The following is a 12825-nucleotide window of genomic DNA, read 5'->3' as shown; positions in this document are numbered from 1 at the left end:
AACAGCCACGTCAAAGGCTGTTTTTCTTTTATAAGGACAGACAAGACGTATTCGGAATCACATATACAACCTATCTGCACTGTAGTATAATATTCCCGAAATTAGAAAAGAATTGACGAAAGAGATGACGTCAAGCAGTACATAAAGCAGGGGGTTTATTGATGAAGAAGTTAACTGGTATTTGGCTATCATTATTACTTGTGATCGGTGTTTTAGCAGGGTGTGCAGGTGCGGAAACGGACCAAAAAACAAACAGTTCAAAGCCTAAAGAGACAGCGGCTACGGCATTTCCTGTATCCATCAAAGATGCAGCTGGTAAAACCGTTGAAATCAAAGAACAGCCTAAACGAATTGTTTCGTTAATTCCAAGTAATACAGAGGTTGCCTATGCCCTTGGCCTTGGAGATAAAATCGTTGGTAGATCAGACTTTGACAACTATCCAAAGGAAGTAGAAAAGGTGGAGAAGATTGGCGGTCTTGATTTCAATGTAGAGAAGGTTATTTCCTTAAAACCTGATCTTGTCTTAGCACATGCATCACAAATGAGTTCAAAAGACGGATTTAAACAGCTTGAAGATGCAGGTATTCAAGTGCTGACTGTTAATGATGCAGCCTCTTTCAAAGATGTGTATAAGTCTATCCATATGATTGGTGAAGCAGCTGGCGTAAAAGAGGCATCAACGAAGCTTGTAGATGAGATGAAATCAAAACTGAATGACATCAAAAAACAAGCAGAATCCATCTCCAAAGACAAACAAAAAACAGTTTTTGTCGAAGTATCAGGTGCGCCTGAAATTTATACAACAGGTAAACAAACGTTTATGGACGAAATGTTGTCTGTCATTCATGCAAAAAATGCTGCTGGCGACCAAACAGGCTGGGTGCAAATGACGGAAGAATCAATTATTAAACGAAATCCTGATGCCATCGTTACGATTGATGGTGCAAGCTTGGATGATCTGAAAAAAAGAGACGGCTGGAAGGCAATCAAAGCAGTCAAAGAAAAACAAGTCTTTCAATTGAATACGGATCTGGCATCACGACCGGGACCGCGATTGGTTGAAGGAGTGGAGGCTCTTGCGAAAAGCATCTATCCTGACACGTTCAAATAAAATCATCATCGCATACACAGCAAGTGCTTTACTTCTTGTCGTGAGCATTGGAATGGGAATCTCATTTGGCAGTTTAGGGATTCCCATTCCTTCTATACTTCGGATCTTTGTTCATGAAGTATTTGGAATTCAGGCCGGAACCATTGATGCAATTGACCGCAATATTATGATGAATATCCGGCTGCCGAGAGTGATATTAGCGGCGTTAGTCGGAGCAGCTCTGGCGTTATCTGGTGCAGCCTTTCAAGGTTTATTAAAAAATCCTCTCGCTGACCCTTATACACTTGGGGTATCTCAAGGGGCATCTGTGGGGGCTGTAGCCACATTGTTTTTCAGTTTGCAGTTTCCTTTGCTTGGCAGTTTTACACTGCCTTTTTTGAGTATGACAACAGCGCTTGTCACACTATGTCTCGTCCTCTTTTTTGCCCGTCTGGTTCACCGAGGAATGAGCATTTCTTCTTTAATTTTGACGGGGGTCATCTTTAGCTCTTTTTTAGGAGCCCTCATTTCATTAATGATTGCGTTAACAGGTGATGATTTAAAAGAGATTATTCATTGGCTTCTAGGCAGTGTGTCTATGAGAGGCTGGCGATACATTGCTCTTTTCCTTCCTTTTTTCCTCATTGGTACATTTGCACTGATCTTGATAGGAAGAGATTTAAATGTGATGACATATGGCGAAGAAAAGGCAAAACTGTTAGGGGTGCATGTGAAACGGAGCAAATATGTTGTGCTGCTTGCTGGTTCCATTCTGACTGGAAGTGCGGTGGCTGTGTCAGGAACGATCGGATTTGTAGGACTGGTGATTCCGCATTTTATCCGTCTTTTATCCATTACGGATCATCGTCATTTGCTGCCTTTGTCGATGCTGAATGGTGCTTCCTTTCTCGTTTTAGCAGATGTGCTCTCCCGTACGATCATTGAACCGACTGAATTGCCTATTGGCATCATTACGGCGTTAATTGGTGCTCCTGTCTTTGGTATCATCCTCATCCGCAGATATAGAGGAGGGACGCATCTATGATTCAAGTGAAGGAAGTTAGAGGAGGATATGGTGAAAAAGAGGTCATTCATGGCGTGAGTTTTGAAGTGGAGCGAGGGGAATTCCTCGGCATCCTTGGTCCGAATGGGAGCGGTAAGACGACGCTACTTAAAATGATCGCAGGTATTTTAGCACCTGAGAGCGGCCAAGTAACACTAAGTGGCCATCCAGTTCAATCCTACCGGCCAAAGGCACTTGCGCAAAAATTGGCGGTTCTTCCCCAGAAGACCGATCAAGCCTTTTCATTTACAGTGGAAGAAACGGTCCAGTTTGGGCGTTATCCTTATCAGAAAGGGTGGCTGCAATCTGTTACGAAAGAAGATATTGAGATTGTCAGCAAGGTGATGGACCAAACAGATATTGCTCAATTTAAGGATCAATCCATCCATGAGTTAAGCGGTGGAGAACAGCAGCGGGTTTACTTAGCTCAAGCGCTGGCTCAGTGCCCTGACTATTTATTGCTCGATGAACCAACCAGTTTTCTTGATTTAGCTTATCAAAAAGAGTTACTCGATTTGATTAAACAAGAGACCACTTCCTCTAACTTAACGGTGATCGGTGTGTTTCATGATGTGAACATTGCCAGTTTGTATTGTGACCGTCTGCTTTTGCTGAATGAAGGAAAGTTGGACATGCTGGGAGAACCGCATCATGTGTTGACCACCGAACGGGTGAACCGGGTGTATGAAACAGATGTAACACCTCTCCAACATCCACTGCGGGCAAACCCTCAGCTGGTAATTGAACCTGCGTCCATCTCTGAACATTCAAGGCTGAACTTAGCGGATGGGTGGAAAACATATGGCGCAAACGGAATGACATTTTCTACTCATCAGCCATTGCGCATCCTTTCATCACATGAGAAAAGCGGGGGTTTCTTTTGGACACGGTCCCTTGGCACTGGAACTGAAGCACTCCATGACATGCTGGATGATGAGGAAGGGAATTTATTTCTTGGTCAATCTGATGGGCCGAAGCAATACGCCGCTGAAGATGATGATGAAGATGTCCTTCTTTATGGGATGCATCAAGAAGGAGAGCTGTCCGTTTGGCTTGTGCTGAAAGGAACGATATCAGATGGTGCGTCTGTCCAGCTAATGGGCGAGCTGATGCACTTCATTAAACAAGAGACAAGTGTCCAGGTACATCATCTTTGTATCGCTGCTGCCAATGCAGAAGAAAAGGAGCATACTGCTCATTTACATGAAAGAGTCAGACTGAAAGTGAAGCATCTTCTTCATACATTGAATGCCATGAAAAAGTGAACCGGTTGGTTCACTTTTTTTGTTGAAAACATCAACATCTACTTATGTCACCCACTGAATATTTGAAAAAAACGAAAAATATGTTGTTAAATAAATCATATTGCTTTTATAATAAGAATCATGAAAGCGTTTTAATGATTAGTTGTTTAAAAATGCAACAATCGGAAGGGGAGGATCATTTGAACATTCAGGGAATCATTCCAGCCATTTTGACACCGCTTACAGAAGAAGAGCATTTTCATCCAGAAGTGACAAAGCAACTCATTGATCATTTAATCGACTCAGGTGTGCACGGCATCTTTGCTTTAGGGACAAACGGCGAATTTCATTTGTTTTCAGAGGAAGAAAAGCTTCAAATTGCTGAAACTGTTGTAAAGGCTGCGGGCGGCAGGGTGCCTGTATACATGGGAGCAGGTGAGAATAGCACTGATGCAACTATTAAGCTGTCAAACAAGTTCGCAGAATTAGGCGTAGATATCTTGTCGGTTATCACCCCTTATTTTGTTGCGCCATCACAAGAGGAGCTGTATGAGCATTTTCGTCATATTTCAGAGAATGTGACCATCCCCATCTTACTTTATAACATTCCATCAAGAACAGGTGTGTCACTTGCGCCAGAGACGGTTGCAAGGCTCAGCGTCCTACCGAATGTGTTAGGTATTAAAGACAGTAGTGGAGATATTGCCAATATCAAAGCGTATCTCGATGTCACAAAGGATGAAGAGTTTGTCGTGCTTGCAGGAACGGATTCCCTCATTTTAGAGACATTGAAGTTAGGCGGAACAGGTGCAGTGGCGGCAACGGCAAATGTGCTTCCCAAAACCGTCGTTGGCATTTATGAATCGTTTCAGCAAGGAAATCTTGACCAAAGTGAGCAATGTCAGCAGCAGCTGCAGCCGTTAAGAGCGACATTCACATTAGGAACGTTACCAGCACCTTTGAAAAAAGCAGCTGAACTTTCAGGGATTCCTGTAGGTCCGCCAAAAAGCCCGGTCAAAGCATTATCCGGCGAGGCTTTAGAAGCTGTGGCGAACATGATGGAGAATTATCGGATACAAGCAAAAGCAGCAAAGGAGTCGTGAAGAGATGACGATATCACATTATCACTTTCAAACGGCATCACACATTGTTTCTGGCGCCCACTCTCTAGAGCTCCTTGGGGAGAAACTAGAGCTATTAGGACTTAGCAAGTTGAGATCGATTTTTATTTTAACGCAGCCATCCATCGTATCTCTTGGTTACGCAGATCAAATCAAAACAGAACTTGCAAAAAAAGGGATTGTGAGTGAGATCAGCACAGAGATTAAGCCTGAACCAACGGAAGAAAATATCGAGGACGTATTCCAGATATTTTTAAAAGGGGAGCATGAAGCCATTATTGGGATTGGTGGCGGGAGTGTACTGGATGCGGCCAAAATATTAGCTGTTCTAAAGACGAATGATCAGCCAATTTCTGATCTCGTTGGCACGAACCTTGTTAAAAAAAGAGGAGTTCCAACGATTCTCATTCCAACAACCTCAGGTACGGGATCAGAAGTGACACCAAACGCGATTGTTACCTTTCCGGAAAAAGAATTAAAAATTGGCATGGTCAGCCCATACCTTTTGCCTGATCTTGTGATCTTAGATCCCGCACTGACACTCAAATTGCCAAAAGCCATTACCGCAGCTACAGGGATGGATGCGTTTACGCATGCGCTTGAATCGTATATTTCAAATAAAGCCAATCCATTTAGTGATATGTTTGCACTCGAATCGATGAGGCTCATTTCAGGAAGTATTCAGGAGGCCTATCATCATGGGGATAACATGACAGCAAGGGAAGATATGCTGGTTGGTGCCATGTATGGCGGGATGGCGCTCACAAGTGCTGGAACCGCTGCTGTTCATGCAATGGCTTATCCGTTAGGGGGGAAATACAAGATTTCACACGGTGTCGCTAATTCCATGCTGCTTCCTCATGTTACGGCGTTTAATGCAGACCATATCAAAGATCGTCTTGAAGATATTGCTAGAGTGATAGGGATCGAAGAGAAAGGCTCAAAGCATACGCTTGCAGAGCAAGTGATTCGTCAAATTGAAGAGTGGACAGCGGATTTACACATTCCTCAACAACTCAAATCCTTCGGTGTGTCAAAAGAAGATGTGCCGGCACTTGCTGAAGCTGCTTCGGAGGTGAAGAGATTAATGGATAACAACCCGAAGCCGATGTCTGTCTCTGATATTGAACAGGTCTACATGAAACTGCTCCACGTTTAACACTTCATACGTCACTGGGATGGGACATGAGAAGTTGCTTCATACGGCTTGCACACAAAGGGGGATTTTAAGTGAATGTCTTAAGCAGTTCTGTCATCACATTTATTTTAATCGTCATTATTCTCTATATTCTGTTTACGACCTGGCTGACGATGCGTTTCCGTAGTAAGTCTAACTCAGAATTTAACAATGCCGCTAAGTCACTTCCAGCTATTGTGGTCGGTATTTTGTTAATGAGTGAATTCATTGGGACGAAGTCAACCGTCGGAACAGCTGAATCTGCTTTTACACACGGGCTTTCCGCTTCATGGTCTGTTATCACAGTTGCTATTGCCTTTTTTATTTTTTCCTTTTTCTTAGTGGGAAAGTTTTATCGAACAGGACAATACACGATTTCAGGTATTATTGATCAAAAATTTGGAAAATCAACAAAGCTTGTTGTCTCTGTCATTATGATTGCAGCCCTGCTCTTAGTGAATCTAGGAAACTATTTAAGTGGTTCAGCTGCCATTGCATCTATTCTTGGCCTTCCTTTAATGACCTGTGCCATCATCACGGCGGTTGTGAGTACATTTTATTTTACTTTCGGAGGAATGAAGGGGGTTGCATGGGTCACGATCCTTCATTCAATTGTGAAGTATGCGGGGATTTTAATTACACTAGGGGTAGCCCTTTATTTAACAAAAGGCTTTGAGCCAATGAAACAAACATTACCCGACCATTTCTTTACATGGGATGGGACCATCGGTTGGGGAACGATTGGAGCTTGGTTTATAGGAAATATGGGTGCCATTTTTGCGACGCAGTTTATCATTCAAGCGATCACCTCGTCGAAAAGTGAACGAGAAGCGAAAAAATCGACCCTGTATGCAGCACTCCTTTGTTTGCCGCTTGCCATTGCGATCGGGATCATCGGTGTCTCAGCCCGTTATTTGTATCCAGACATTGACCCTATTTATGCTTTCCCTGTCTTTTTACAGCATATGAATCCGATTTTGAGCGCTATTGTGGCAACATCGCTTGTCGCGTCCATTTTTGTTGGTGTCTCGACGGTTGCACTTGCTACAACCACGTTGATTATTGATGACTTTTATGTACCGAAAAAGAAACCATCACCAGAGCAGCGTATGAAGGTGACTCGGTATGTAGCTGTCATGGTTGGGATTGTGCCGCTTGTGGGGGTCGCACTTGCACCAGAGTTGCTGTCACTTTCCTTTTTTACACGAGCACTTCGAACATCGATTGCAGTTGTAGCAGCAATGGGCTTTTACTTGCCATACTTTAATTCAAATAGAGGAGCAACCATTGGTCTTGCCGTTTCAGGCATCGCCACGACGGTGTGGTATTTACTCGATAATCCATTTGGAATCGATAATATGTATGTGGCCATTATCATTCCTTTCCTAGTTCTGGTGATGGATCGATGGATCAGCCCGCCAGCTAAAAAGGATCAATCACTGAAAGGAGAATTATGATGACAAATGAAGACATCATGATCAAAATAGATGGAAAATTGCGACAAAATGAACAAGACGCAGCAAGAAAAGAAGCCTTTCTACCATCAGATTGCGTGCAAAACCATGCGGCTAATCTCATCGAGCTGGATAATGGAGATTTGCTGTGTGTATGGTTTGGCGGTACGCAAGAAGGAATTCCTGATATCTCTATCTATATGTCAAGGCTCAAGCAAGGAAGTAATCAATGGACGAAGGCTGTGAAGCTGTCTGATGATTCTACACGATCTGAACAAAATCCAGTTCTTTTTCAAGAGAAAGATGGCAGGCTGTGGCTGCTTTATACAGCACAACTTTCTGGCAATCAAGATACAGCTCTTGTGAGATATCGTTTATCGGAGGATAGAGGAGAGACTTGGGGAGAGATTGGTACTTTATTTGATCAGCCGGGGACGTTTATACGACAGCCTATTGTTGTATTGGATAATGATGATTGGCTCCTTCCGGTGTTCTATTGTAAAACGATTCCTGGCGTAAAATGGACAGGAAACCGTGATGTCAGTGCTGTGAAGATTTCCTCAGATCAAGGGAAGACCTGGGAAGAGGTCACTGTGCCAAACAGTACTGGCTGTGTTCATATGAATATCGGAAAATGTGCGGATGGTTCCCTGCTTGCCCTCTTTAGAAGCCGGTTTGCTGATTCGATTTATATGAGCCGTTCAGTGGATCATGGACGGACATGGTCTGAGCCAAGAGCAACAGAGCTGCCAAACAATAACTCATCCATTCAATTTACGGTGCTCCATAATGGTCATCTTGCCCTCGTTTATAACCATATCAATGCGGATGATCAAACAGAAAGAAGAGCGTCCTTGTATGATGAGATTGAGGATGAAGGCGATACACGAACGGCTGTTGATACAGAGGCGCGTCCAGCCTTTTGGGGAACACCGCGTGCGCCAATGACACTTGCCATCTCGACGGATGACGGTGCGACATGGCCCGTCAGACGTAACCTTGAAATTGGCGATGGATATGCCATGACAAACAACTCAAAGGACAAATTGAATCGAGAGTATTCCTATCCATCCATCACAGAAGGAAAAGATGGTAGTCTGCACATTGCGTTTACTTTTTACCGGCAGGCCATCAAGTATGTGTGTGTGAAAGAAGAATGGACTCATCACACGTCTTAACCGCAAGGGATCAGTGTTTCCGTGAATTGTAACCCTCATTTTCTTCATTTATAATTGATGTTTGGAGGGTTGTCTCAATTTGCTAACATTTGGACTCCCTCAACGTATGTCTCACGATGAAGAGATAAAAAATGGGGGGTCCTTTTCATGAGTATAAAAGTATTAGGTATTGCGCCGTATAAAGGATTAGGCGATGTATTAATCGACCTTGCCAAAGACGAAAAAAGCATCACATTCCAGCTTGAAGTCGGAGATCTTAGGTCAGGTGTTGCACTGGCAGAACAGGCCGAGGCTCAAGGAATGGATATTATTATGAGCCGCGGGGGGACAGCTGCGCTTATTCAAAAGCACGTCAACATTCCAGTGGTGGATATCCCTGTGTCAGGCTACGACTTGCTTCGTGCCCTCACGCTGATTAAAGATTACCAAGGGAAAAAAGCAGTAGTTGGATTTGAAAATATTACACAAGGTGTACGCACCATCGGAGAGTTATACGGGATCAAAATTGATATTTATACGATACAGCAAGAGGAAGAAGTGTGGGATCTTTTACAGCAGTTACAGGAACAAGGGACACAGGTTGTGCTGGGGGATGTGATTACAGATAAAGCGGCCAAGGAGTTGGGGATGCAAAGCATGCTCATTACCTCAGGACGTGAATCTGTCAAAGAAGCGTTTCATCAAGCAAAACAAATGTACCGTTTATATAAAGAGGCGACAGCTGAGCAGCGCCTCTTTCGTGAAATGATTGATCAGGAGTCAAAAGGGATGCTGATCATTGATCAGCACAATCAGCTTTATTTTATCAATCAACAAATGAAAGAATGGACAGAAAAAGGGTTATTTGCACCGTTTACGTCTCATGTTGATGTGATGGCTTGGTGCCCGGCGCTTGAACCAGCAGTAAAAGCGGTTCGAGAAGGAAAACAAAATGGATATTCTCAAATCTCCTTTCAGCAGCAAGTGTGGCATGTCAAAGGAAGCTTATTATCTAAAGGTGAGCTGCTTTTGACGATTGAGAAGCCTTCTGCTGTGATTAATAGGGAGGGGCAGCGTATATGGACGCTGGCTGCACCTGTTCATTCAGCACATCCATTTGCTCTTTTTACTGAGCAGAGTTCAAATATGAAAGATGTGATTAAAAGGGCAAAGGCGTTCAGCCAAACAGATCGATCGATTTGTCTCTATGGTGAACAAGGAACTGGTAAATCCAGCCTTGCTTTTGCTATTCACCAAATGAGCGAGAGGAAAAATGAGAGCTTTATGACGGTGCATTGCAGCCGTTTGGCTGAATTAGATGATGTAAACATAATTCCGGTGCATCAAAAAGGGACGATCTTTCTGAAGGATATTGATCGTGTCCCAATGGCTATGCAGCCCCTCATGGCCGAGCAGCTTATTCATCATCAGCAGAACATTCGCTGGATGGCTGCATCTACAGTTGATTTGTTCAAATTGATGCAATCTGGGGCGTTTCATGAAGACCTATATACGTGTTTGCAGGAGCTCGTCATTCATGTCCCGCCGTTATCTGAACGGGCAGAAGATATTGAGGATATGAGCCGGTTATTTATAGCTGAATTAAATTCTCTTTATGGGACGCAGGTTGTTGGGCTGTCAGCAGAAGTGATTGCCGCCTTTCAAAACGAGCGATTTAGAGAAAATGTCCGGCAGTTCAAGCGGATTATGGAAGAACTGGTGCTGACAACAAAAAGTGGATATATCACGTTGAGTAAAGCAAAGCCGGCAATTGAGCAACTTGCTTCTGAGAATGAAGAAAAACAGCTGTCCAGCTATTTACATGGCACGCTTGACGAGATTGAAAGACGAATCATTCGGACGGTGCTGGAAGAAGAAAATATGAATCAATCAAAAGCAGCAAAGCGGCTAAATATTAACCGCACGACGCTGTGGAGAAAGCTAAAGGAATAATATGCAATGAGACCGAGGTGTCTAAATGACAAACGATCTATTAAAAAAAGGAGCGAACTTAGAGCAAAAGGTGATCATTGTGGCTGATGATTTAACAGGCGCAAGTGATACAGGTGTTCAATTTGTGAAGGCCGGTTTAAAAGCCTCTGTGCTGTTCCAGCCGACATTTGAGGATATGAGCCGGTACAAGGAGGAAGATGTACTGATTGTTGATACAGATTCACGAAGTATGTCTTCTGAAAGAGCGTATAATGAGGTCAGTCAAGTGGTTCAGCCGTTTCTACAAGGGGATTCGCACCTTTTCTTTAAAAAAATAGATTCAACGTTAAGAGGAAATATAGGAGTAGAGCTTCAGGCACTAATGGATCTTGGCCGGTTTGATGCGGCAGTCATTGCCCCCGCTTACCCCGATGCGAATAGATCTACGGCCTATGGGATTCATTATGTGGAGGGTGTGCCTGTTCATCTATCAGAAGCAGCGAAGGACCCAAAAACGCCTGTCCTGACATCCAGTATTTCAGACTTAATTGACGAGCAGACAAACATCAAGCCAAAACATCTTTCGCAGCAAGCGGTCTATTCAGAGCTAAACGAAACGAGTCATGACATTTCATCTTTATTAAAACATGGTCATCAATGGTTTGTGTGTGATGCAGAAACGAACCATGATTTAACACAGATCGTTGATTTGTTTATGAAGATCAATCAAAGAGTGCTTTGGGTCGGGTCAGCCGGACTCGCTGGCGCATTATCATCCTATATCGCGAAATACCGCAATCTTTCTCATGCAAAAAAGCATGAATCTGTTCTCATCGTTTCAGGAAGTGCTTCTCAAAAAACAAATGAGCAGTTTGCTTTTTTAAGAGAAAAACACGATTGTCTCGAGGTGAAAGTGAACCCGTTGAATGTATTAAACGGCCGTGAAGCATGGGAAAGGAAATCAGTCATGGATCAGCTGCTCATGCGTCAGGATGAAGATATTCTCCTTTATACAGACGCAAGGCCAGAAATGGTTGAACAGATGTTGGCATACGGTGAAGCGAATGGTATGACAAGACAAGAAGTAGGAAGTACCTTATCTGTCTGTCTTGGTAAGATCACAAAAGACATTGTTGAATTAACAGGGGTAAAACGCCTTTTTTTAACTGGTGGAGATACGGCGCGTGCGATATGCCATGAGCTTGGAGCAGGCGGGATTCAGCTGTTGAAAGAAATTGAACCCGGCATCCCGCTTGGGCGGCTCGTTGATACGAGTGTATATGCAGTCACAAAAGCAGGGGCATATGGTCAAAAAGATTCTGTGCTCCATGCGGTTGAAGTGTTGAAAAACATAGAGGGGGTAGACGAATGGCAAAACCAATCATTGCTGTAACGATGGGAGATGCTTCTGGGGTTGGTCCTGAAATTATTTTAAAAGCCTTCCAGCAAAGCCGTTTACATGAAGAAGCCGTTCTATTTGTCATTGGAGACACCCATATATTAAATAGGGCGAAAGATTTTGTGAATACAGGTGTGGAGATTGTCAGTATTAAAGAACCGGAGGAAGCGGAACAAGTAAAAGCTGGTGCCGTTCCTTGTCTTGATCTTCATCTATTAACAAGCGATATTCCAGTAGGAGAGATTTCAAAAGAAGCAGGGAATGCCGCTTTTCGATATCTTGAAAAAGCCATTACACTTGCGAATGACTGTAGAATTGACGGCATTTGTACAGCACCTTTAAACAAGGAAGCACTTCATAAGGCTGGTCATATGTATCCAGGGCATACAGAAATTTTAGCTGACCTGACAGGTACGGACGATTATGCCATGATGCTGGCAGCTCCTAATTTAAAAGTGGTGCATGTGACGACACATATCGGATTAATGGATGCCATCTTAAAAATCAATCCTGAACGTGTATACACAACGATTAAACTGGCTCATGATACCCTCGTTCGATCTGGTATCCCTGCACCTAGAATTGCTGTGTGCGGGATTAATCCGCATGCCGGGGAGAATGGTCTGTTTGGAAACGGAGAAGAAGAGGAGAAGATCATTCCAGCGGTAGAACGAGCACAGGATGAAGGGGTTCAAGTATTTGGCCCGCTACCAGCTGATACACTGTTCTTTAGGGCGACAAGAGGCGACTTTGATATCGTTGTGGCGATGTATCATGATCAAGGGCATGGACCAATCAAGGTGCTTGGCTTAGAATCAGGCGTGAACATTACAGTTGGATTGCCTATAATCCGTACAAGTGTCGATCATGGGACGGCATTTGATATTGCAGGAACAGGAAAGGCTGATTCTGCGAGTATGGAAGAAGCCATTCGGCAGGCAATCATGCTTTCTGGTACGAGAGAGAACCGATAGTAAAAGAGAAAGAGCCTTCAAATGGAGGCTCTCAGCGTGTAGACAAACCCTCGCATTCGGTGTCAGTCCTGCGCTTCGGTGCTCACGAATGTCAAATTCGCTCCGCGCCGATGCTCGTCCTTCCTAGACTGCAAAGGTTTTCTATCACGCTGAAAAGAAGACAAAGGGTTAAAATAAAGTTCATTTTAACCCTTTGTCAACAATCTGAGAGCC

At 43.7% G+C, this 12825-nt stretch carries 10 protein-coding genes; all 10 read left to right on the top strand.

Translation table 11 applies throughout. From position 1 onward, the window contains the following. The first annotated feature begins 161 nt into the window (after positions 1 to 161). A complete protein-coding gene (locus AC0VYC_RS15440) occupies positions 162 to 1112 on the top strand; it encodes an ABC transporter substrate-binding protein (RefSeq protein WP_138278996.1) in 951 nt (316 codons plus the stop codon). Continuing rightward, complete coding sequence (locus tag AC0VYC_RS15435) at positions 1078 to 2136, top strand: FecCD family ABC transporter permease (protein ID WP_138278995.1); 1059 nt, start codon at positions 1078 to 1080, stop codon at positions 2134 to 2136. The genes AC0VYC_RS15440 and AC0VYC_RS15435 overlap by 35 nt, the downstream gene beginning before the upstream one ends. Continuing rightward, positions 2133 to 3419, top strand: a complete 1287-nt coding sequence (locus AC0VYC_RS15430) for a heme ABC transporter ATP-binding protein (RefSeq protein WP_475388785.1) — start codon at positions 2133 to 2135, stop codon at positions 3417 to 3419. Before AC0VYC_RS15435 ends, AC0VYC_RS15430 begins: the two co-directional genes overlap by 4 nt. A 179-nt stretch (positions 3420 to 3598) precedes the next feature. Beyond that, positions 3599 to 4501, top strand: coding sequence for a 4-hydroxy-tetrahydrodipicolinate synthase (gene dapA, locus AC0VYC_RS15425; RefSeq protein ID WP_475388783.1), 903 nt, complete (start codon positions 3599 to 3601; stop codon positions 4499 to 4501). Positions 4502 to 4505: 4 nt separating this feature from the next. Continuing rightward, complete coding sequence (locus tag AC0VYC_RS15420; RefSeq protein ID WP_475388781.1) at positions 4506 to 5678, top strand: iron-containing alcohol dehydrogenase; 1173 nt, start codon at positions 4506 to 4508, stop codon at positions 5676 to 5678. A gap of 71 nt (positions 5679 to 5749) precedes the next feature. Then, the gene (locus AC0VYC_RS15415; RefSeq protein ID WP_427243757.1) at positions 5750 to 7153 is read left to right on the top strand and encodes a sodium:solute symporter family protein; all 1404 of its coding nucleotides are present in this window, start codon (positions 5750 to 5752) and stop codon (positions 7151 to 7153) included. Then, a complete protein-coding gene (locus AC0VYC_RS15410; protein ID WP_427243758.1) occupies positions 7153 to 8328 on the top strand; it encodes a sialidase family protein in 1176 nt (391 codons plus the stop codon). Before AC0VYC_RS15415 ends, AC0VYC_RS15410 begins: the two co-directional genes overlap by 1 nt. A gap of 147 nt (positions 8329 to 8475) precedes the next feature. Next, positions 8476 to 10260 carry a sigma-54-dependent Fis family transcriptional regulator gene (locus AC0VYC_RS15405; RefSeq protein ID WP_138278991.1) on the top strand — a complete coding sequence of 595 codons (1785 nt, stop codon included), beginning with the start codon at positions 8476 to 8478 and terminating at the stop codon, positions 10258 to 10260. 25 nt (positions 10261 to 10285) lie between these two features. Further along, positions 10286 to 11632 carry a four-carbon acid sugar kinase family protein gene (locus tag AC0VYC_RS15400; RefSeq protein ID WP_427243759.1) on the top strand — a complete coding sequence of 449 codons (1347 nt, stop codon included), beginning with the start codon at positions 10286 to 10288 and terminating at the stop codon, positions 11630 to 11632. After that, positions 11608 to 12612 (top strand): 4-hydroxythreonine-4-phosphate dehydrogenase PdxA, encoded by a 1005-nt coding sequence (gene pdxA / locus AC0VYC_RS15395; protein ID WP_427243760.1) that lies wholly within the window; start codon positions 11608 to 11610, stop codon positions 12610 to 12612. Before AC0VYC_RS15400 ends, pdxA begins: the two co-directional genes overlap by 25 nt. Positions 12613 to 12825 lie beyond the last annotated feature (213 nt).

Source organism: Bacillus sp. iso_77, assembly GCF_056173625.1.
The sequence above is the reverse complement of the archived record's forward strand: the minus strand, read 5'-3'. Positions and strand labels throughout refer to the sequence as shown.